The 21737-nt window shown below is 41.5% G+C and carries 19 protein-coding genes; 16 read left to right on the top strand and 3 right to left on the bottom strand.

Annotation, left to right across the window (positions count from 1 at the left end):
- Positions 1-180: 180 nt before the first annotated feature.
- On the top strand, positions 181-1320 hold the full coding sequence (gene wecB, locus MHH26_RS14840; protein WP_340973923.1) for a non-hydrolyzing UDP-N-acetylglucosamine 2-epimerase: 1140 nt from the start codon (positions 181-183) through the stop codon (positions 1318-1320).
- A gap of 33 nt (positions 1321-1353) precedes the next feature.
- Here the strand turns inward: wecB and tagU are convergent, their stop codons facing one another.
- The gene (gene tagU, locus MHH26_RS14835; protein WP_307500348.1) at positions 1354-2274 is read right to left on the bottom strand and encodes a polyisoprenyl-teichoic acid--peptidoglycan teichoic acid transferase TagU; all 921 of its coding nucleotides are present in this window, start codon (positions 2272-2274) and stop codon (positions 1354-1356) included.
- A 182-nt stretch (positions 2275-2456) separates the two neighbouring features.
- Here tagU and MHH26_RS14830 point away from each other — a divergent pair, with 182 nt between their 5' ends.
- The 14 genes from MHH26_RS14830 to MHH26_RS14765 all read left to right on the top strand — a co-directional run bounded on the left by MHH26_RS14830 (position 2457) and on the right by MHH26_RS14765 (position 18535).
- Positions 2457-2780, top strand: coding sequence for a hypothetical protein (locus MHH26_RS14830; protein WP_024423640.1), 324 nt, complete (start codon positions 2457-2459; stop codon positions 2778-2780).
- Positions 2781-2804: 24 nt separating this feature from the next.
- Positions 2805-4913 carry a SpoIID/LytB domain-containing protein gene (locus MHH26_RS14825; RefSeq protein WP_106030569.1) on the top strand — a complete coding sequence of 703 codons (2109 nt, stop codon included), beginning with the start codon at positions 2805-2807 and terminating at the stop codon, positions 4911-4913.
- A 23-nt stretch (positions 4914-4936) separates the two neighbouring features.
- Positions 4937-6427, top strand: a complete 1491-nt coding sequence (locus MHH26_RS14820; protein ID WP_106038241.1) for an N-acetylmuramoyl-L-alanine amidase — start codon at positions 4937-4939, stop codon at positions 6425-6427.
- Between the two features lie 224 nt (positions 6428-6651).
- Positions 6652-7233: a hypothetical protein gene (locus MHH26_RS14815; protein ID WP_340973921.1), complete on the top strand. Its 582-nt coding sequence runs from the start codon at positions 6652-6654 to the stop codon at positions 7231-7233.
- 199 nt (positions 7234-7432) lie between these two features.
- Positions 7433-8092 (top strand): sugar transferase, encoded by a 660-nt coding sequence (locus tag MHH26_RS14810; RefSeq protein ID WP_340973920.1) that lies wholly within the window; start codon positions 7433-7435, stop codon positions 8090-8092.
- An 18-nt stretch (positions 8093-8110) separates the two neighbouring features.
- Entirely contained in the window at positions 8111-9562 is a 1452-nt protein-coding gene (tuaB, locus tag MHH26_RS14805; protein WP_340973918.1) for a teichuronic acid biosynthesis protein TuaB, read from the top strand.
- Positions 9559-10743, top strand: coding sequence for a teichuronic acid biosynthesis protein TuaC (tuaC, locus tag MHH26_RS14800; RefSeq protein WP_340973916.1), 1185 nt, complete (start codon positions 9559-9561; stop codon positions 10741-10743). Before tuaB ends, tuaC begins: the two co-directional genes overlap by 4 nt.
- A 79-nt stretch (positions 10744-10822) precedes the next feature.
- On the top strand, positions 10823-12160 hold the full coding sequence (gene tuaD, locus MHH26_RS14795) for a UDP-glucose 6-dehydrogenase TuaD (protein WP_340973915.1): 1338 nt from the start codon (positions 10823-10825) through the stop codon (positions 12158-12160).
- Between the two features lie 14 nt (positions 12161-12174).
- On the top strand, positions 12175-13104 hold the full coding sequence (locus MHH26_RS14790) for an NAD-dependent epimerase/dehydratase family protein (protein ID WP_340973913.1): 930 nt from the start codon (positions 12175-12177) through the stop codon (positions 13102-13104).
- Between the two features lie 39 nt (positions 13105-13143).
- Complete coding sequence (tuaE, locus tag MHH26_RS14785; protein WP_106030566.1) at positions 13144-14601, top strand: teichuronic acid biosynthesis protein TuaE; 1458 nt, start codon at positions 13144-13146, stop codon at positions 14599-14601.
- Positions 14602-14659: 58 nt separating this feature from the next.
- Positions 14660-15337: a teichuronic acid biosynthesis protein TuaF gene (gene tuaF / locus MHH26_RS14780; RefSeq protein WP_106030565.1), complete on the top strand. Its 678-nt coding sequence runs from the start codon at positions 14660-14662 to the stop codon at positions 15335-15337.
- Positions 15338-15361: 24 nt separating this feature from the next.
- Positions 15362-16117 (top strand): teichuronic acid biosynthesis protein TuaG, encoded by a 756-nt coding sequence (tuaG, locus tag MHH26_RS14775; RefSeq protein WP_340973910.1) that lies wholly within the window; start codon positions 15362-15364, stop codon positions 16115-16117.
- Between the two features lie 25 nt (positions 16118-16142).
- Entirely contained in the window at positions 16143-17333 is a 1191-nt protein-coding gene (tuaH, locus tag MHH26_RS14770) for a teichuronic acid biosynthesis protein TuaH (RefSeq protein WP_427847077.1), read from the top strand.
- A 134-nt stretch (positions 17334-17467) separates the two neighbouring features.
- The gene (locus MHH26_RS14765) at positions 17468-18535 is read left to right on the top strand and encodes a glycosyltransferase family 4 protein (RefSeq protein WP_034660156.1); all 1068 of its coding nucleotides are present in this window, start codon (positions 17468-17470) and stop codon (positions 18533-18535) included.
- 35 nt (positions 18536-18570) lie between these two features.
- Here the strand turns inward: MHH26_RS14765 and MHH26_RS14760 are convergent, their stop codons facing one another.
- Both MHH26_RS14760 and MHH26_RS14755 read right to left on the bottom strand, forming a co-directional pair.
- Positions 18571-19662 (bottom strand): LCP family protein, encoded by a 1092-nt coding sequence (locus MHH26_RS14760; RefSeq protein WP_034660153.1) that lies wholly within the window; start codon positions 19660-19662, stop codon positions 18571-18573.
- Complete coding sequence (locus MHH26_RS14755; protein ID WP_012011434.1) at positions 19647-20315, bottom strand: YigZ family protein; 669 nt, start codon at positions 20313-20315, stop codon at positions 19647-19649. Before MHH26_RS14755 ends, MHH26_RS14760 begins: the two co-directional genes overlap by 16 nt.
- A gap of 221 nt (positions 20316-20536) precedes the next feature.
- Between MHH26_RS14755 and MHH26_RS14750 the strand changes: the two genes are divergently transcribed.
- Positions 20537-21712: a sensor histidine kinase gene (locus MHH26_RS14750; protein WP_003213166.1), complete on the top strand. Its 1176-nt coding sequence runs from the start codon at positions 20537-20539 to the stop codon at positions 21710-21712.
- Positions 21713-21737 lie beyond the last annotated feature (25 nt).

Here is a 21737-nt window from a genome sequence, read left to right as displayed (position 1 = left end):
AATGATTTACGATAAATGTCTGATGATCTGATACAACATCTATTGTAAAGAGTCCGTGTAAATTTTTATGTTGAAAAGGGTAAAGGCGATGTAAAGATTGAAAATTGAATGATTAGGATTCGTTTCTATTCTTTTGTATAATAAACATATGATAAATGAGAAGGAAAGAGGCATCGACTATTGAAAACATTACATGTAATGACTGTATTCGGGACGAGACCTGAAGCGATCAAAATGGCCCCCCTTGTCCTTGAACTAAAAAAACATCCGCAAATCAAGTCCTCTGTCACTGTGACTGCTCAGCATAGGCAAATGCTTGATCAAGTGCTGAAAGCCTTTGACATTCAACCGGATCATGATTTAAATATTATGAAAGAACGCCAGACATTATCTGAAATCACATCAAATGCACTGTTAAAGCTAGATCAATTATTCCAAGAAGAAAAACCTGATATTGTCCTTGTCCATGGGGATACTACAACAACCTTTGCAGGAAGCTTGGCAGCATTTTATCACCAAATTTCAGTCGGTCACGTCGAAGCTGGATTGAGAACACACAATAAGTACTCGCCGTTCCCAGAGGAATTGAACCGTCAAATGACAGGCGCTATTGCCGATATTCATTTTGCACCTACAGACGAAGCGAAGCAGAATCTTTTAATTGAAAATAAAAAAGAAGAGACCATTTGTGTGACAGGGAATACAGCGATTGACGCCCTGCAAACAACGGTTACTGAGCAGTATCAGCACCCTATTTTAGAGAAAATAGGCACGGATAAAATGATCTTGTTAACGGCCCATCGCAGAGAGAATCTCGGACAGCCGATGAAAAACATGTTTAGAGCCATTAGACGTGTTGTAGAAGAGTTTGAAGATGTTCAGGTCGTTTATCCTGTTCATTTAAACCCTGCTGTACGTGATGCAGCTCAGACAGAATTTAGCGGTCTCGATCGGGTACACTTAATTGAACCGCTTGAAGTCGTTGATTTCCATAACTTTGCTGCCGCTTCACACTTTATCTTAACGGATTCTGGCGGTGTACAAGAGGAGGCGCCTTCTCTAGGGAAGCCAGTATTAGTGCTGCGTGATACAACAGAACGTCCAGAAGGCGTGAAAGCCGGCACGCTTAAGCTTGCAGGTACAGATGAAGAGACCATTTACAAAATGGCAAAAGAGCTGCTAGTAGATCAGAAAGAGTATGACAATATGTCGAAGGCGTCTAACCCTTATGGTGACGGACAAGCCTCGAGACGAATTGTCGAAGAGCTCCTCCATCGATTTGGATTAAGTGAAGAAAAACCTGCCCCATTCAAATCATAAAAAAAGAAGACTACAGTCATGTAGTCTTCTTTTTTACTGCTCCAAACTTTCCTTCAATTCCTTCTTCACTGTAGCTAAACTATTATCATCAAGCTGATAATAATAGATGTTATTGATGCGTGCTCCTGTTCCTTTCAGCTCATGCTGTTTGACGCGCTGTCTTGCGTCACGGTAGTCATTCATCATCGTCCACATATCATCAAATGACATGTTGGTCTTCATATTGTTTTCCACGACTTTGAACATATCGCCGAACTTCGTAATAGATGAAATGTTTGCCCCTTTTGCAATGATGCCTTCAATGACTTGGCGCTGCCTTTGCTGACGTCCAAAGTCACCCTTTGGATCTTGCTTTCTCATTCTTGTGTAGGCAAGGGCTTGATCACCATTTAGATTAATTTCTCCTGTACCAAATGAATGGCCGTCATAGCTGAAAGCAAATGTGCTGTTAACTGTAATGCCGCCTAGTGTATCGACAATATCCTTAAAGCTTTCCATATTGACTTTCACAAAGTAATCAACAGGTACATCAAGCAATTCCTCTACTGTATCTGCTGCCATTTGTGTGCCGCCGAATGCATAGGAGTGGTTGATTTTATCCATTGTGCCTTTTCCGACAATTTTTGTATACGTATCACGCGGGATACTCACCATCTCGGTCGTTTTGGTTTTTGGGTTAACGGTCATGTATATTAATGTATCCGCACGGCCTCGGTCATTTTTTCTTTCGTCAACACCCATGACTAAAATAGAAATCGGGTCTTTCTTATTTAAATCGACATCTTTGTCACGCTTATCTGACTTCTTTAAATTCTCCTGAATGCCTGCCACGGTTGATGCTGCTGTATTCCAAAGATGATATGCATATCCGCCAGTTGCTAATACGAATAAGCCAATAATCGATAAAACAATCCAAAGAACCTTTTTTTTCTTTCGTTTTCTTTCAGCTCTCATAATGTCCCTCACCTTTTCTATGATTCTTCCATGATTATAGGTTTACGAATCTTGATAAACAAGTTATTTTTTTACTCTGAACCTAGATATAGACGTTGTAACAAAAAAAAGGTTTCAAAAAACCTTAAATTTACCTTAAAATATTAAGTTATAAGACGATACAAAGACATGAGGTGAAAAAAATGAAGAAAATCGTCGTTTTACCGTTCTTAATACTACTACTTGGTATCGTGCTCACAGCATGTGGAACGGCTGAGCAGTCCTCGGGAGAAAACAAGACAAGCAGTTCAACTCCTCAGGTGCTGGAAGAAAAAGCTGAATTTATTGGAATGGCTGATGCACATACAGTCGAAGTGAAAAAAGTGAATACGACCTTAAGCTATGAATTTACGGATAATTTTAAAGATGTGTTAAATGAATTCAAACCAGGAGACACAGTAGAAATCTCTTACTTTATCAATGACAGTGGTCAAAAGGAAATTCAAAAGATTGAAAAACAGAAGTAAAAAAGATGGGCGGGATGAACAAAATTGAAGAAAACAGGCGTTACACTTATTGTTCTCATGACACTGACTCTACTAGTCGCACCCTTTCAGTCTGCCATGGCTAGCTCGACAATTTCAGTGAAATTGTCTAATTATATCGGAAATAAAAAAACGATGGATCTATCCACAGCTGGAGAATACAAACTGTCAGGATCAAATGTGGCTGTCACGAAAAGATATGATGGCAAAAATCGATACGAAGTTGCTAATAGCATCGCGTCTGCTGGCTGGAAGAATCCATCAACTGTTGTCATTGTGAGCCGTGATGCATTTGATCACGCCATTTCTGTATCACCGTTAGCTTACAAACTAGGCGCACCCATTTTGTATACGAACATTGAAAGACTGACAAAAACAACTGAAAACCAGCTGAAGAAAATGAAGCCGGATAACATCCTGATCATCGGTAACACGAAAAGTATTTCCACAGCTGCTGAGAAATCTATTAAAAAGTATGGCAAAGTCAGACGTATTAGTGGAAAAGACAAGTTTGAAATCTCTCAAAAAATCGCTAAAGAAATGGGTAACTATAAGCAAGCTGTCGTTGTCGGCGGAAACTCATTTATGAATGGGATTGCGATTGCATCCTATGCATCGAGAAAGGGATATCCAATCCTGTTAACAAAAAAAGATTCCATTCCGTCTTACAAGCTGCCAAGTAAAGTCATCATCATCGGCAGTACGAAAAGTACGGGACAAAAAGTAGAGAATCAAATTAAAAAAACGTCACAGGTGACAAGAATCAGTGGTGCCAATCGCTATGAACTATCTGTGAATATTATTAAGAAATTAAATATCAATGCAGATAAAGTTTATTTGGCAAAAGCCTCTAGCTATATTTATGCTATGCCGCTGTCTCAATTGGCTGCAAAGTCTAACAGTACCGTTGTGTATGTGAAACCAGATTCTGTCACAGCGTCACTAAAAGCACTGCTGAAACAAAAGGGTACATATGCTTATCACCTTGCTGGTAGCACAAGTGCGATTAAAGATAGCTTGAAAAACTCATTAGCTAAACAAGTCTATCTGAAAAAAAATCAAAACTACCAATTGAATATTTCTAACGGAAAAATTTCATTAAAAGGCATAAAGACGTATAACACAGTAAGAGTTGTTCCTGAGAAATATTCAACGAAAAATGTCCTTCAAATTGCAGGGAAGCCGTACTTAGGCAGCGTCAACTTTGCAATTGAATCAGGTTATATCAGGCCGACTCTCGAAAATATTCCATTTGAAGACTATCTAAAAGGCGTAGTACCAAATGAAATGCCTGCAAGCTGGCATGTTGAAGCGCTAAAAGCACAGGCAGTTGCCGCTAGAACGTATTCAGTGAAAAGTATTGGAAAAGTCGTACCTGATACAACTGCCTTCCAAGTATATGGAGGATATAACTGGTACACGAATTCGACAAAAGCTGTCGATGCCACAAAAGGGAAGGTACTGAAATACAACAATCAGCTCATTTCAGCAACCTATTATTCTAGTAATGGCGGTTATACAGAGGCAAGTGAAGAAGTGTGGGCAAATGCACTGCCGTACTTAGTGGCCAAAAAGGATACAAAAGATCCGGTCAATGCATGGACGCTAAAACTCTCTAAAAAACAACTAGGCACAACATTGACTGCTAGCACAGCAGCATCTCAGTGGTCTAAGACAAAAGAGACAAATGCAGCGGACCTTGCTGGTCTCAAATCATGGCTACTCAAAAACAAAGAAACAGCTGCATCTGATATGAAGATTGCATCCATCTCAAGCCTGACATTCTCAGGAAAAACAAAAGGCCAGCGTGCGAAGACGGTATCGATCAAGCTGACATATCATCTGAAAAATAAAACAGGCACGTATGCAGTAAACAAAAGCACAACGGCAAGTATGAAGATGACCGAGTTTAGATCCGTCATGGGCGCAACAAAGGTGAAAAGCACATTTGCGTCTGTCAAAAACAATACAAATGACTTTACGATTTCAGGAAAAGGATATGGTCACGGCATTGGTATGAGCCAATACGGAGCCAAAGCTAGAGCAGAATCTGGAAACTCATATTCTTCCATACTTTCGTTCTACTATCCAGGTACAAAACTAACAAACTATTAAAGGGTTAAAGGAGGACATAGATGATGCGCTCAATCATGAAAACAGCCATCCTCAGCCTTATCGCCATTTTCGTTATTGTTCCGACAGCTTCAGCAGATAATTCCGTCTCACGAATTGATGGCGGGAGCAGATATGCTGTAGCAGCAAACGTAGCGAAAAAGGGTTGGGGGACTGCAAGTACAGTCGTTTTAGTAGGGAAAACTGCGTATGCAGATGCAACAGCAGGGATTCCACTTGCACACCAAAAAAATGGACCAGTTCTTTATACAAACAGTAAGAGTCTTTCGGGTGATACGAAAAAAGCCCTAAAGGCTTTAAAAACAAAGACAGTTATCGTTTTAGGCAGTACATCAAGTGTGTCAAACAACGTAGTCAACGAAGTGAAGAAAATGGGCATCTCTACACAACGTATTTCAGGGAAAAATCGATATGAGCTATCTGCAAATATCGCGAAAAAAATGAAAAAGCCAGCAGGCGTCGTTGTCGTTGAAGGTTCCTTCTATGCTCATGGGATTGCAATTGCACCGGTAGCAGCACAAAAAGGATTCCCGATTCTCTACACAGATAAAAAGGGACTTCGTTCTGAAATCGCTTCTGTTGCAAAAGCAAGCAATGTCAAACAAACCATTGTAGTCGGCGGAGAAAATTACGTCACAAAAGCAGCTTATAATCAATTGAAATCTCCAACACGAATCAAAGGCTCCACTCGTTATGACGTTGCCGCTAATATTGTGAAAAAGTATAATATGAGCACGTATAATACCTATGTAGGAAGAGGATTTGGCTATGCCACTTCATCTTCTGCTGCAGGGATCGCAGCGAAGCAAAACAAAGCATTGCTTCTAACGAATGAAAAGACATTACCAAAAGTAACAAGAGCAACAATTAGCAGTAAAAAAATCACCAAATTTACTGTCGTAGGCAGTACAAATACGGTGACACCAACTGTTGTGAATCAATTAAAAAATCCTGCCGTCGGGAAAAAAGTATTCATTGATCCAGGTCATGGTGCACATGATTCAGGAGCTGTAGGCTACGGTTTATATGAAAAGAACTTGAATTTAGATGTAGCAAAACGTTTAAATACGAAATTAAACAACGCTGGTGCACTTGTTACCATGTCAAGAACATCAGACACATTTGACAGTCTTCAAACACGAGTGAGCAAAGGTGCGAATGCGAAAGCAGATATCTTCATTAGTGTCCATGCCAACTCAAATGATAACAGCAGTGCAAACGGAACAGAAACGTATTATGACAAAACCTATGCGTCTGCAAACAGCTTGAAGCTTGCGCAAAACATTCAGCCTAAAATGGTCAGTGCACTTGGTACAAGAGACCGTGGTGTGAAGACAGCTGGATTCTACGTGATTAAATATTCTAAGATGCCGAGTGTTCTTTTAGAAACTGGTTTTGTGTCCAGTCCAGTTGATTCAAACATCTTGAAATCTGCTACGTATAAAGATCGTTTAGCGTCAGGCATTTCAAGCGGTGTGTCAGGTTACTTTAGATAAGAAAATACAAACATGAGGGGTGCCTCAGATACTCCTCTTAGGCTGCTCGAGAACGTCTCTCGGCAGCCTTTTTTCAAAAGTCTCTGAAGTGATTGAGTAATCAATAATGTGTCAAGTTAAAAATACATTTCATTTTTGGTTATCTTTGTTATAATTGAAACATAGAAGGTGAATGGTTTACGCATGAATCTTCAAGCGACAGCAAATCGACAAATCATGAAGAGGTGACGATCTTGAAAAAATTAATCACAATGCCGTTTCTAGTATTGCTTCTAGGTGTATTACTCACAGCATGCGGCACAACAAATCAATCAAGCGACAACAATAAGGATGACAGCAAAAAGGAAACAAACGAAGCGGCTGATCAAAAGAAAGAAAATGCTTCAGAGGAAAAAACAGAAGATCAGTCATCTAATGAAAAAGCAGATGATCAAAGCAAAGAAACAGCTGCTCAAAAAGAAGAGCAAGCTGGTCAATCTGATGAAGCGGCAAAAGACAGCTCAAGTAAAGAAATCACAAAAGAAGAACCTGCTAAGGATCAATCAAAAGCTGATTCTAAAACAAAGAAAGAATCAACAACAAATAAGAAAAATGAAGTCACCAAAGAAGGCACATATGTCGGTTTGGCTGATGGACATACCATTGCTGTGAACATTGATGGCAAAGAAGTAGCTATTCAGTTCGGAAATGCGTTTTCTAAACAAGTGAACAGCTTAAAAGAAGAATCAAAAGTGAAAGTAACCTATACAAAAGATGCAAACGGACCCCTTCGATTAAAAACCATCGAATCCGTCAAAGCAAAATAAAGAAAAGACCCAAAGACCCGCAGAATTGCGGGTCTTTTTTACGTTGAAAAGGGCATAACTTGATATAAGTGCTCATTCTTAACACAGTTTTACAAGACTTAACAGCGCATTTACATTTGCTTAATGTTGCTCTGATAAACTGACTTTCATAGAACATCTCTTTACACAACAACTACTTTAGATGGTGAGGTGCAGGTCAGTGAGTGCAGAGAAAGCGATGAATCTTTATAGAGAATATGAAGTGAGACGAAACCACTCTTTTGCCTTAACAGAACATATGGTTCGTTATTTATTTGCAAAACGTTTCATAGATTTAATGTTCTCGTTCATCGGATTGATGTTGAGTACGCCAATCATTTTGCTGTTTGCTCTCTTGATTAAGCTGGAAACACCGGGACCAGCCTTTTATATGCAGGAGAGGGTCGGGAAAGACGGTGTTTACTTTAAATTATGGAAGCTCAGATCGATGAGAACCGACGCTGAAAGCGGAGGAGCGAAATGGGCACAAAAAAATGACCCGCGTATCACCAAAGTGGGAGCCTTCATTCGTAAAACAAGAATCGATGAACTCCCGCAATTTATCAACGTGTTAAAAGGAGAAATGAGTATCGTAGGTCCGCGGCCGGAAAGACCGATGTTTACCGCAGAATTTAATCGGACGATTCCAGGTTTTACGAAAAGATTAGCAGTAAAGCCGGGACTGACAGGTCTTGCTCAAGTAAATGGAGGATATGAAATGAGTCCGAGTGAAAAATTAACGCACGACTTACATTATATTCAAAACTTGACATTTTCTCTCGACACGAAGATTATGGTAAAAACGTTAAAAGTCATCATGACGGGTGACGGAGCCAGATAAGTAAAGTAGGGAAGAGAAATGGCAAGTATGAAAAAACGCATGCTAGGCGGGGCAAAATGGACAAGCTTGTCCGCATTCATCATTACGATTATCCAAATCGCACAGTTCGCTTTTTTAGGGAACGTGATGTCACTGAAGGAGTTTGGACTCGTTGGCATGATCACAACTGTCACAATATTTACGCAGATTTTACTTGATCTAGGGATTGGGGCAGCGATCATCCAAAAGGAACAAACAACAGAACGTCAATTATCTACATTATATTGGATCAATTTACTCACTGGAATTGTCTTATTCTGTTTACTCATTCTAGTAAGCCCAATGATTGCCGCCTTTTATAACCGGCCAGAGCTGGAGGGTTTGCTCAAACTATTATCCATCATGTTTCTGATTGCACCAATGGGCCAGCAATACCAGTACATGATGCAAAAGGACTTAGCCTTTAAAACATTAAGTACCATTGAAGCCATTGCAACCATGATATCGCTGTTTGTTTTACTCGCTTTGGCTTTTTTCATCAATCCGATTGTGGCCTATGTCATTTCTCAAGTGCTGCTGCAATCAGGAAAAGGGCTTATGTATGCCGCAGCTTATTGGAAGAAGTGGCGCCCAGCACCTGTTTTTGCATTAGGGGAAGTGAAAGAATTTTTCTCATTCGGTGCATTCCAGCTCGCATCCAGACTGGTCAATCGAGCAGGATCGAACATAGACATGATTTTAATTGGCCGGTTTCTTGGAGCAGAAGCATTAGGTATTTACAGCTTGGCGTATCAAATTGTAACGATCCCGGTGCTGAAGATTAACCCAATCGTGACGAGAGTGGCTTTCCCTGTTTTCGCAAAAAGTCAGCGTGATCACTCCATGCTGCGAGAGGGCTTCCTCAGTATGACGAATATGCTCGCATTGATTAGTTTTCCGTTATTAATCGGTCTTGCTGCCGTATCAGATAGCTTTATAGAAGTAGTGTTTGGAGAGAAATGGCTCGTAGCCGTTCCGGTTCTTAACATTTTGTGCATTGTCGGCCTTCTGCGTGTACTGATGAATCCAAACGGTTCAATACTTCTTGCCAAAGGGAGAGCGGACTTAGCCTTTTATTGGGATACGGGGATGCTCATCGTGTATGGATGCGCCTTATATGCAGGTGTCAGCACAGGCAGTCTGCTCACAGTAGCTTGGGTTTACTCAGGTGTCAGCCTGCTCAACTTTATTGTCGGCAGATGGCTCATGGCGTATGTCATTCAGCTTGATATGAAGGTGTATTTAAAATCACTTGGAAAGCCTGCTGTCATGACGCTGTTGATGGCCGCCTGTGCGGTAGCCCTGCATCAAGGCATGAAGCTGACGTCTGCGGACATTACACTTCAATTAGGATTGACGATTTGTGTCAGTGCTGCGTTGTATGGCTTGCTGCTCATCAAAATGTATCCGCAGGTGGCAGGCAGATTATTGAGAAGAGGTCGTTCGTCATGAAGGTGCTATGGCTGACAAGTGTATATCCTAGTGAAAAACATCCAAGTGAAGGTGTATTCCATGAAACGCAAGTACAGGAGCTGCTCAAACAAGGAATACAAGTGACCGTCGTATGTCCCAATCCGGTAAATCCACCGGTTTTGCGGATGTTGAAGGCGTCCTATCGGCAGAAAAAAGATCTGCTTGAACAGGAAGTGAGAAACGGAGTGACAGTATACAGGCCGCCCTATACAGCGCTCCCTGGACAGTTGAAATGGGCACAGCCGAGTAAACGAATAGCGGCTTCTGTTCTAGGCGCCATGCAGCGTTATCAGCTGTCACCAGATTTTATCCATGCGCACTTTGCGATGCCGTCTGGCGGAGCGGCGGCTGTCATTCAGAAAAAAACGCAAATTCCTTATCTTTTGACCTTACATGGCAGTGATGTGAACGTGTATCCGGGCTATAGCAAAGGGGCACATGCAGCCTTTGAAACGGCGGTGAAACAGGCATCTGCTGTTCTGACGGTGAGCGAGGAGCTTGCTAAAAAGACAAATGACATGACAAAGGTGGAAGCGCAATGTCTCCCGCTCGGTATTCCGCTTCAGTCATTTTCTAAAACGGAAGAAGATCAACAAGGCATCAGGAAGCAGTTAGGTTTACCGCTTCACGACAAGCTCGTTGTCTTCGTCGGGCGATTAGTCAAAGAGAAGGGCTTACTTGAATTAGCTGATGCTGTCAGCGGCATGGATGGTGTGAAAGCAGTCTTTGTTGGAAAAGGCCCCCTTGCAAAGGAGCTCACAGAACGGGCTGGTGCATCCATTGTACTCCCAGGACAGGTGCCGAATGAGCAGGTGAAAGACTACTTAATGGCAGCTGATCTGTTTGCACTTCCTTCCTATAGTGAAGGAATGCCTACCGTCGTCCTAGAGGCGCTTGCTTTAAAAGTACCTGTCATTGCGACACGAGTCGGTGGTCTCCCATCTTTATTTTCTAGCTATCAGCACCTGCTCGTTGATCCGCGTTCGACGAATCAGTTAAAAGAGGCCATTCACGCCTACCTTTATGAAAACAGATGGAGTGAGCAAGTGAAGAACGATCTTCAACAAATCGTTCATACAGAATATTCATCTGCAAATAATGCGAAGCATCTCATACAGCTATATGAAAAGGTGCTTAATCAATCAATATCCATCGTTTAAACAAGATGAAATGTGCAAAGAATGATAGATAGATAAACAGCTTGGAACGGACAATATGCTTTTATTGAGAGGATGAAAAATGTTGAAGAAAATTGCTGTGATTGGAACAGGGTATGTCGGGTTAGTATCGGGTACTTGTTTTGCTGATATCGGAAATCGTGTCATCTGCTGTGACATCGATGAATCAAAAATCAACAGCTTAAAAAGTGGTGTCGTTCCCATTTATGAACCAGGTTTAAAGGAATTGATTGAAAAGAATACGGAGGAAGGAAGACTGTTTTTTACAACCAATATTCCTGCCGCTATCAGGGAATCAGAGATTATCTATATTGCTGTAGGGACACCGATGACAGCACAGGGGGAAGCAGATTTAACGTTCGTGAAAGCCGTCGCTCAAACAATTGGTGAACATCTAAATGGCTATAAAATCATCGTCAATAAAAGCACAGTGCCCGTTGGAACAGGCCGGCTCGTTCAAGCCATTGTTGAAAAAGCATCCCGCAGTAAATATCCTTTTGATGTCGTATCCAATCCAGAGTTCCTCAGAGAAGGCTCTGCCATCCAAGACACGATGAATATGGAGCGGGCAGTAATAGGCTCGACAAGCACTCATGCGTCAACCATCATCAAAAGATTGCATGATCCGTTTCAAACAGAGGTTGTAGAGACCAACTTAGAAAGTGCTGAAATGATTAAGTATGCTGCAAATGCCATGCTTGCCACAAAAATCTCATTCATCAATGACATTGCAAATATTTGCGAGCGGGTGGGCGCTGATGTTGAAAAAGTCAGCGAAGGAGTTGGATTAGACAGCCGCATCGGGCAAAAATTTTTAAAAGCGGGCATTGGATTTGGGGGTTCTTGTTTCCCGAAAGACACGATGGCTCTTCTCAAAATTGCCGAAACAGCCGGCTACCGGTTCAAGCTGATCGAGTCCGTGATTGAAACGAACAATCACCAAAGAGCTCACCTTGTCAGCAAACTGATGAGTGTATTCGGTGATATTAGAGGAAAAACCATCTCTGTCTTAGGTCTCGCATTCAAACCGAATACGAATGATATGCGTTCAGCGCCTGCATTAGACATTATCCCTATGCTGAGAGAGCTGGGTGCTTTTGTGAAGGCTTATGATCCGATTGCTTATGTAGAAGCAGAGCGAGAGCTTGGCCCGCAGGCTGTCTTCAGCAATGACCTGTATGAAACAGTAAAAGATACGGATGCTTGCCTCATCCTAACAGAATGGGATGACGTACAGAAGATGGATAAAGACCAAATCAAGCAGCTGCTTCGTTCACCGATTGTAATTGATGGAAGGAATTTGTTTGATCCAGCAGAAATGAAAGAGAGAGGATTTATTTACCAGTCTATCGGCCGCCCAGGCGTATGGGAAGCAGAATTGGTATCAAAGGCACAATAACAGGGGGAGCTTGGATGAAGAAAGTATTGGTTACTGGGGGAAGCGGATTTATTGGGTCACACACGGTAGAGGCTTTACTAGAAAAAGGCTACGAGCCCATCGTTCTTGATAATTTTTCAACTGGATCTCGGGAAAATATTGCCCACCTTTCCGTTCAATGCATTGAGGCAGATGTCACAAAATTAGAAACGGTCGATTTGATCAAACAAATGGCACCGGATTATATCATTCACCTTGCAGCACAGGTGAGTGTAGCCGTTTCCGTTCAGAATTTCGTTTATGACGAAGAGGTCAATATAAAAGGGTCCCTGCACGTCATGAAAGCAGCGGCTGAAGCAGGAGTGGAGAAAATGGTATTTGCCTCATCAGCAGCTGTCTATGGAGATCCAGTGTATCTGCCAGTGGACACCGCTCACCGTCTGAAGCCTGGTTCGCCTTATGGTTTAGCGAAACTCACAGTAGAGCGATACTTAGAAATGGCAAAATCACTGTATGATGTGGACTATTGTATTCTTCGGTACAGCAATGTTTATGGTCCGCGACAAGACGCACTTGGCGAAGGCGGAGTTGTCTCTATTTTCTCTGATAAGTTTGCAAAAGATGAGGCTCCTTTCATTTTCGGAGACGGGGAACAAACAAGAGATTTCATTTATGTAGGTGATCTAGCAGCAGCGAATGTTGCGGCTTTAACAGCTCAATCAAACGTTTGTTTAAATATTTCATGTGGTGATTCGATCACTGTGAATGAGCTGTTTCAAACGATGAAGCGGGTGACGAGGTCGCATCTTGAACCAATTTACAAGCCGCAGCGTGCAGGAGATATTGTGCATAGTACATTGGCAAATGAGGAAACGAAACAAGTCTTAGCATGGGAGCCTGTTGTGAGTTTACAGGAAGGTTTGGCTCGTACCATTTCCTACTATGAACAGGAAATCAAGGCTTAATCCCTCAAATCGGATGGGTTGCTTAGGAGGAAAATGGGTATGAGTGTGAAACAAACAGCATGGCAAATCATGATTGGATGTATTTTGTTTGCAGCAGGGATCGGGCTTGTACAAATGGCAACCGCCCAGCCCGTCGGGTTAAAGAAGATGGTGGCTGTTCCGGTTATACTTTTGATCCTGTCGGCTGCTCTCGTGTTGATGAAGCTATACATGAATGGTGAGCAAATCTTCATGTCAGCCATCTATCTTTTGATTGCATTGACTTTTCTCAACAACGCTTTCTTTTCTATTAGTGCCGGATTCTTTAGTCTTTTTCTCTACCGTATTATGCTTATCGCCGTCTTTGCTTTATTCATATGGCGGATGAGAGATAAGGGGACGTACATATCGCAGTGGCAGCAGATTCGTGTCAAAGGAATTCTTGGTTTTTTCACTGCATGGTTTCTTTACGGGCTCATCTCACTGCTTTGGGCTCATTCGGTCACAGACGGCCTGAAATATATGTCCCTGCTTGCAATGGGGATGGGGTTTGTCTTTCTTGTCGTCATGTTCATTCAGCGAATGGATCAAGTGGTGACCTTTTATAGCATTTGGCTGGTCATGACTGTGTTTGTGATGGGGATTGGGTTCTATAATCATTTTACATTGAACCATTTACCGAATACCTCATTGTATCTAGGACCAGCGTATAAACAGCACTATCCTACATCTGTCTTTTTTAATCAAAATGACTTTGCGACGTTTTTATCGATTAGTTTCTTTTTATATCTAGCGTGCATGCGTCAAATGAAAAACGGTTATATCAAAGCGTTTGGATTATTAGGGGCAATCGCCGCACTGTATCTCATATTGTTAACCGAATCCCGAGCCAGTCTGCTTGGCATATTTGCAGGAGTGGCGGTCTATGTGTGGCTGCTGCTGCCGCGATTCCTCAAAAAGTGGTCAATCATTGCAGCAGGCGGACTTGTTGTTATCTGTATCGCTGTCTTTTCAGCCAAGATTTATTCGGTCTTTTATGACTTGTTTCTCGCTTCTCAGGTCGCACATTCTTTTAGTGAACCACTCCCGTCTAACATCGCGAGAGCGAATTTGATCAAAAATGCTTGGCACTTCTTTACGAATTCATACGGATTCGGGGTTGGAGCGGGGAATGTGTCTTACTACTTAGCTCACTTTTCGATCTTTGATACAGACCAGGTCGTAGAAGTGCACAATTGGCTGCTGGAATTGATGACGAACTTTGGGTTTGCATTCATGCTGGGCTATATCTCAGTATACGCCTATCTCATGTTCACACTGTACAAACAATACCAATGGGCTGAAACAAGATCGGCAAAAATGATCATTGAAGGGTTGTTTGCAGCCATGCTGAGCTTTCTCGTTTCAAGTATCAGTCCTAGCTCCGTCTCGAATTTATATTTCCACTGGGTATTTTTAGGACTGGTGATCGCAGCGGTGAATATGTTGAAAAATAAACAACGACTCAAGCTGTGGTAAACCGTTTGTATGGCTACACTAGTGAAAGAGCAAATACGTCAATGTTGGGAGAATGAACATGTCTGGTTTCATATCTAGAATAGGGAAGCGAATCAAAAAGTACATCGTATGGCTCATCCTGCTGCCTGTCATATTAGGCGCCTTTGGTTTCTTTTTTGCTAAAGGAACTACGCAGCAGTCCAGTTACACAGCTGCTGTTACCCTCACTCTTGGTAAATATGATGATGGGGTGTATAACAATATGGCGGAAGTGACATCTCTATTAAAAAGCGATGCTTTTCTAAACGAATCACTCAGTGATGTCAAAGAAGAAGAAAGGCAGGATGTGAAAACCCGTCTCATCCTTACCAATCAATCAGATACACAATTACAGCTGTCTTTCACAGATGCCGATAAGGATCGCGCTTTGGCTGTCGTGAAGCAGGTGTCGGATACATTTCTTAAGCAAGACAAAGCATTATTTACAAAAAGGCAGCAGGTGATTGAAAGTAGATTAGCTGCTCTTGAAGACGAATCTGTTAGCAATGATTCCAAAGTCGATAAAGAACGATTCTTATATGAATTGGAGTCGACAAAGCTTGGAATGAAGCAGGCAAAGATTGTCGATCCTGCACAAGTACTTGATGAGGGCAATAAAGGCATGTCAGCCAAAAAACGTGCACTGCTTGGGCTTGTCATTGGCTTTAGCATCTCGCTCATGTTTGTGGTCTTACCCGAAGTGTTCAAAGAATCTTAATGATGAACTGGAGATGAGTCTTAGGTGAACAATCAACCGTTAGTATCCATCATTACACCGGCGTATAATGCGGAACGTTATTTAACGGATACAGTTCATTCCGTCCTTGCCCAAACCTATTCCAATTGGGAGCTGATCATTGCAGATGATTGTTCTACAGATGGAACGAGAAAGCTATTAGGGGATTTAAGTCAAGCGGACGACAGAATCAACGTCATTTATTTAGAGGAAAATGGGGGAGCCGCCTTTGCTAGAAACGCAGCCATCAACCAGGCAAAAGGGCGCTTTATTGCTTTTTTAGATAGCGATGATAAGTGGAAAGAGACGAAGCTTGAAAAACAGGTAGACTTCATGCTGACAAATGATTATGCCTTTACATTTACGGCATATGACATCATTGCAGAAAATGGAGAACCGTTAGAAAAAACCGTCACTGCGCCAGCGAGATTAGATTATAATGAAGCCTTGAAAAATACCATTATCGGCTGTTTAACGGTCATGCTTGATCTTCAAAAGGTAGGACATGTGGAAATGCCGAACATTCGCACAAGGCAGGATTTAGCTACATGGCTGTCTATATTAAAAAGAGGATTTACAGCCTATGGTATGAGCGAACCGCTCAGTGAATATCGCATCGTTGGAAACTCCATCTCTAGTAACAAGTGGAAAGCAGCGAAAAAAACGTGGTTTGTCTACAGAGAAATTGAGCAGCTTCATTTTGTCAAAGCGTCCTGGTGTTTTATGCACTATGCGACAAATGCTGTGAAGAAGCGCTTATAAACAGAAGGGAAAAAAGGTGATAAAGGTGAAAGCAGACTCGATCATACATGTTGTCGTAGCGACGGGAGAATGGGGACAGGACGGACTGAGGTACAGACGGCATCGGCTGGCCGAATTTCTAGCATCTGATCCGGAAACGAAAGAGGTCATCTGGGTATGCCCGTCAGCATCTCGTCATACAGCTCCCTTTCAGCCCATAACAGATCGAATGAAGCAATTGACCATTCCTGATGTGCTCAAGAGTAAATTATTTCGCTTTGGCCGATATCAAGACATGTTCTATATTCATAAATTGTCCCCTCTTCTTGAACATTTGCGGCAGGAGGAAAAGAAGGGGATTGCTGTTTGTTTATGGTATACGTTTCCGGGCTTTCCGCTCTTATCTTCCTTATTTGAATGGAAACACATTGTCTATGATTGCAGTGACCTGTGGGGAGAGCCGATAAGCGGCAAACACAACATTCTTTCTTATATGAGGCAGCGTGTCATTGTCAAAGCAGAAAATCGAATCATTAAATACGCACACAGCATTACATGCTCTTCTCAATATTTACACGATCAAATCAAAAAACGTCTTATGGGAGAACCGAAAGATGTGTTTACTGTGGAAAATGGCGTCGAGTACGATGTATTTGCGAAAAGCAATCTTCCTTGTAAAGAAGATGTGCTGGAAGGAAGAGAAGGAACCGTGCTTGGTTTTATCGGAGGAATCAAGCCAAAGCTCGATTTTGACATGATGGCTGAAGCTGCTCGCATGCGGCCTGATTGGACATTTTTATTTGTCGGTCCGGATGGAACGAATGGAGATCCATCTTTTCAGCATGCACTCAAACGGCCAAATGTGATTTGGACAGGAGCTGTTGCACCAGAAGAAGTACCTGCTTATATGAAGCTGATTGATGTAGGCATGATGCCATACAAACAATCCCCTTACAATCAAGCGGTGTTCCCTCTCAAGCTCTATGAATTTTTAGCAGCTGGAATACCGGTTGTCGGTTTAAATCTCCCATCAACGGAAAGGCTAAAAGAGAAGGATGTGTATGAATATTTAGAGGGCGATGATCCTGCGCTCTTCGTAGAAGCCTGCCTGAAAGTGATCAGCAAAAAAGACGACACGACCTATAGACATCTAAGACAAAGCCGTGCGAAGAAAAAAGATTGGCACGCGCTGTTCACAAACATGGTGGAACTAACGAATATTAAAGAAAACGCATAATTCATTCGGGATTGTGCGTTTTTATTTGTTTCTTCTTCACCGGGGGAGCTTGTGATCATCCTCTATTCAATTGTATAATGGAAAGAGCGGCCAATATACAAAATACAGATTTCAATTTAGAAGGAGACTGACCTATGGATTACGAACGCGCCTTATTAGCGTTTTTTGTCTCTCTGGCTACAGTTTTAATTGTGACACCAATCGTCAAAAAGTTTGCAATTAAGATTGGTGCAGTGGACCAGCCGAATAAACGAAAAGTTCATGATAAAGTAATGCCTCGAATGGGTGGTTTGGCAATTTTTATTGGGGTAGCGGCTGGAGCATTAGCAGGCGGGCTGTTTCTACATAATAAAATTACAGCAATTTCAGTTGGTGCCGTACTCATCGTCATTTTAGGTATATTTGATGATAAATATAATTTAAGTGCAAAATTTAAATTTCTCGTACAAGTTCTTGTTGCTTGTTTGATTGTGAGCACAGGCTTAAAAATGGATTTTTTCTCTGTTCCTTTTTTAACAGATCGAATTGAGTTAGGCTGGATGGCATATCCCCTCACCGTGCTATGGATTGTCGGCATCACAAATGCCATTAATTTAATTGACGGTCTTGATGGACTAGCTGCCGGTATTTCCGTCATCGGTTTATCAACGATTGCAGTGATGGCATTTTCTGCTGATAAGATTCTGATTCTTTCTTTATCTCTTGTCGTCATTGGCAGTACGATCGGCTTTCTCTTTTACAACTTTCATCCAGCGAAGATTTTTATGGGGGATACCGGTTCGCTATTTTTAGGGTATATGATCTCGGTGCTGTCACTTTTAGGATTATACAAAAGTGTCACTTTGTTTAGTGTTGTTGTTCCTGTGATCATTCTAGGTGTTCCTATATTTGATACGACCTTTGCAATCATTAGACGCATATTAAACAAACAGCCGATTTCAGCGCCAGACAAATCTCATATTCATCATAGACTAATGGCCTTTGGCTTGTCCCATCGCATGGCGGTCATCGTCATTTACATGATTGGCTTAGTCTTTAGCTTAAGTGCGATTTTGCTGACAAGCGCGACCATTTGGTTATCGCTCATCATTATCTTTTTACTGGTGATGTTTATGCAAGTGATTGCGGAAGTCACGGGTTTGGTCAACGAAGAGTTCAAACCATTTACGAAATTCTATAAACGAATGGTCAAAAGACAATAAAAAACAGCCCGTTCCTAGGAACTGGGCTGTTTTTATTATTGTCCTGGTGTGCTGGTCGAAGGATTAGCTGTATCACTTGACCCTGTTTCACCAGAGGGTGGATTGGTTTGTGAATCTGTTTCAGTCGAAGATTCAGCAGGAAGCTTTAAATGCGTCCGTAATTCATTTTGTACGTTAGCTAGATTGGTTTGATCTGGCTCAAAGTAATACGTTCGATTTGGTCCTAAATAAAGATCTGACCCTTTAATAGAAAGCGTTTCTGTGTCGTTTCCTTTAAATCCGCTGTAGATTTGCTGAAGTGCAAGACCTTCTGTGATACGGAAGTTGGTCGTAATGTGATCACTTACTTCTTTAGCGATATTATCGACGTTCGCAATGTTATTTGCCTTCGACATTTGATCAATCATTGCGCGTAAAATTTGTTTCTGACGATCATTACGTCCGAAATCACCGCGTGGATCTTGTTTTCTCATCCGAGCGTAAGCAAGTGCTTCTTCCCCGTTTAAATGCATATTGCCTTTTTTGAAGTAAATCTTTTTCGATTTTTTCACATCACTTTTTTCATTGAAGTCAAATGGAACATCGATATCAATTCCGCCGACTTCATCAATGACATCCTTGAATCCGTCAAAATCAACGGTTGCATATTTATCAATCGGAATATGCAAGAATTGTTCGACAGTTTCAATCGTCTCGTCTTTTCCACCTTTAGCAAATGCTGCATTGATCTTTTCTTTATTTCCTGTCGTGTCACTTGCAAGCTGTACGCGTGTGTCACGAGGGATACTAACCATTTTCATCGTTTTGTCTTGAGGGTTAATCGTTGCGACAATGAGTGAATCTGAACGGCCATGATCACCATCTGTGGCATAATCCTCAATTCCGACAAATAGTACAGAGAAAGGTTTCTTCTTAATATCAATGACCGCATCACGAAGCTTCGATTTCTCTCCTCGGTCTAGCTCATCATATGTTTTGTCAGCAGCCTGAAGTGTATTGACTATTTTATATACTGCAAATCCGCCCATGCAGATGATAAGAAGCAAAAATAAGACCAGGATACGTTTGAAAATTTTCTTCTTCTTACTCTTTTTCTTTCGTACACGCACTCTTACTCGTTGTGCCATTCATCTGTCTCCTTTATCGGACCAATGTCCTTTTCTAAATAAATCAGTTCGCCTTCTTTTGTAACACTCTTTCCATTTGTCAGCTCAGTCATCCATTCAATGAACTGCTCTGTTTGTGTTTCTTCTACATACGTCTCAAAAATAACATCTTCTGCATAATGAATTTCTTTTAGCTGAAAAGATGAGGCTCTAAGCTCATTCTCTACCTTTCCAAGCCATGTATAATCTATTGTTGTGTGCATCGTACGCATTAAACAGCGTTCTACCATACCAACATGGTTGATGGCTTCTGATACAGATTTTCCGTAGGCACGAATCAATCCACCGGCGCCTAGCTTAATACCGCCGAAATAACGAGTGACCACTACGACTGTATCTTTCAGCTTCCGTTTTTTTAACACTTCAAGCATTGGCACACCTGCTGTACCGCTTGGTTCACCATCATCATTCGCTTTTTGAATCAGGTCATGTTCTCCAATGAGATAGGCAGAACAATTATGTGTGGCATTCCAATGTTGTTTTTTAATGGATTGTATAAATGCTTGTGCTTCTTCTTCTGAGACAGCACGCTGTATATGACAAATAAAACGTGATTTTTCAATGACGATCTCATGCTCGCCACGACTTTTTACTGTAAGATAGCGATTCAGCAAAAGACTTACCCTCCTGACAAGCAAATTGTAAGACTAGAGAAAATTTGCATTGGTTTTAGAATTTTACAGCGTATTTTGTTATGATGATAGGGGCGGAAAAAGGGTCGTCATAAAAACTTCATGATTTATACGCATTCTTTCATTATAATTCGACATAAAATGCAGATCAATGACATTTATAATAAAAAAAGATGACATCACTGTTACGGGAGGGAAAAGCCATGACAACACCTAAAATGGATCCGAAATTATTGGATTCAATCATCATGAAAATGCTAAGTACAGTTGATGGCAGCAAGGACGAAGTATTTAGGATAGGCGAACAGTCCCGTCAACAATATGAAAGCCTAGTAGAAGAGCTGAAGCAAATCAAGCAGCAAGTAAACGAAGTAATTGATTTTGGGGATAAACTCGAAGTCCATACGAGACATGCTAGAAATCGCTTATCTGAGGTCAGCAGAAACTTCAACAAATTTAGCGAAGAAGAAATACGGGAGGCCTACGAAAAAGCACATAATCTGCAAGTGGAACTCACCATGATCCAGCAGCGCGAAAAGCAGCTTAGAGAAAGAAGAGACGATCTGGAAAGACGATTGTTAAGCCTGCAAGACGTCATTGAACGCTCTGAAACGCTTGTGAGTCAGATCACAGTTGTTCTCAACTATCTCAATCAGGACTTACGCCAAGTTGGCGTGTTACTTGAAGATGCTCAGGCAAAACAAGATTTTGGACTAAGAATTATTGAAGCCCAAGAAGAAGAACGCAAAAGGGTGTCCCGGGAAATTCATGACGGTCCGGCCCAGATGCTGGCAAACGTGATGATGCGTTCCGAATTAATTGAACGGATTTTCAGAGACCGTGGGACAGAAGAAGGCTTTAAAGAAATTAGAAGTCTCAGACAGAATGTGCGAAATGCTCTGTACGAAGTGAGAAGAATCATTTATGATTTAAGACCAATGGCTTTAGATGATTTGGGTCTCATTCCGACGCTAAGAAAATATTTAAACACAATCGAAGAGTATGATGGAAAAACCAAGATTACGTTCCAATGCCTAGGGGATACAGAAAGCGAAAGAATTGCTTCTCAATTTGAAGTGGCACTGTTTAGACTAGCCCAAGAAGCTGTCACAAATTCACTAAAGCATTCCGAAGCTGAAGAAATCTCTGTAAAAGTAGAAGTGACGAAAGACTTTGTCACGTTAATTATCAAAGACGATGGAAAAGGCTTTGATATGAAAGATGTGAAAACAAACAAAAACAAATCCTTCGGTTTACTTGGCATGAAAGAACGCGTAGACTTACTGGAAGGTAAAATGACCATAGACTCAAAAATAGGTCTAGGGACATTCATCATGATTCGCGTGCCATTAACATTGCAAAATAAAATTGTAAAATAGAGACAAAAGACATATTGACCATAAA

Source organism: Bacillus sp. FSL K6-2839, from assembly GCF_038003365.1.
Lineage (GTDB): Bacteria > Bacillota > Bacilli > Bacillales > Bacillaceae > Bacillus.
Note: the sequence above shows the minus strand (reverse complement) of the source record. Positions and strands in the feature narration are given on the sequence as shown.

What these genes read in the sequence shown, in the direction of transcription:
- tuaC (WP_340973916.1), top strand. Translation starts at nt 9,559, where the DNA reads ATGAAGGTGCTATGGCTGACAAGTGTATATCCTAGTGAAAAACATCCA.
- tuaF (WP_106030565.1), top strand. Translation starts at nt 14,660, where the DNA reads ATGTCTGGTTTCATATCTAGAATAGGGAAGCGAATCAAAAAGTACATC.
- MHH26_RS14750 (WP_003213166.1), top strand. Translation starts at nt 20,537, where the DNA reads ATGACAACACCTAAAATGGATCCGAAATTATTGGATTCAATCATCATG.
- tuaD (WP_340973915.1), top strand. Translation starts at nt 10,823, where the DNA reads ATGTTGAAGAAAATTGCTGTGATTGGAACAGGGTATGTCGGGTTAGTA.
- MHH26_RS14830 (WP_024423640.1), top strand. Translation starts at nt 2,457, where the DNA reads ATGAAGAAAATCGTCGTTTTACCGTTCTTAATACTACTACTTGGTATC.
- MHH26_RS14820 (WP_106038241.1), top strand. Translation starts at nt 4,937, where the DNA reads ATGCGCTCAATCATGAAAACAGCCATCCTCAGCCTTATCGCCATTTTC.
- tuaE (WP_106030566.1), top strand. Translation starts at nt 13,144, where the DNA reads ATGAGTGTGAAACAAACAGCATGGCAAATCATGATTGGATGTATTTTG.
- tagU (WP_307500348.1), bottom strand. Translation starts at nt 2,274, where the DNA reads ATGAGAGCTGAAAGAAAACGAAAGAAAAAAAAGGTTCTTTGGATTGTT.
- tuaB (WP_340973918.1), top strand. Translation starts at nt 8,111, where the DNA reads ATGGCAAGTATGAAAAAACGCATGCTAGGCGGGGCAAAATGGACAAGC.
- MHH26_RS14760 (WP_034660153.1), bottom strand. Translation starts at nt 19,662, where the DNA reads ATGGCACAACGAGTAAGAGTGCGTGTACGAAAGAAAAAGAGTAAGAAG.
- MHH26_RS14790 (WP_340973913.1), top strand. Translation starts at nt 12,175, where the DNA reads ATGAAGAAAGTATTGGTTACTGGGGGAAGCGGATTTATTGGGTCACAC.
- MHH26_RS14765 (WP_034660156.1), top strand. Translation starts at nt 17,468, where the DNA reads ATGGATTACGAACGCGCCTTATTAGCGTTTTTTGTCTCTCTGGCTACA.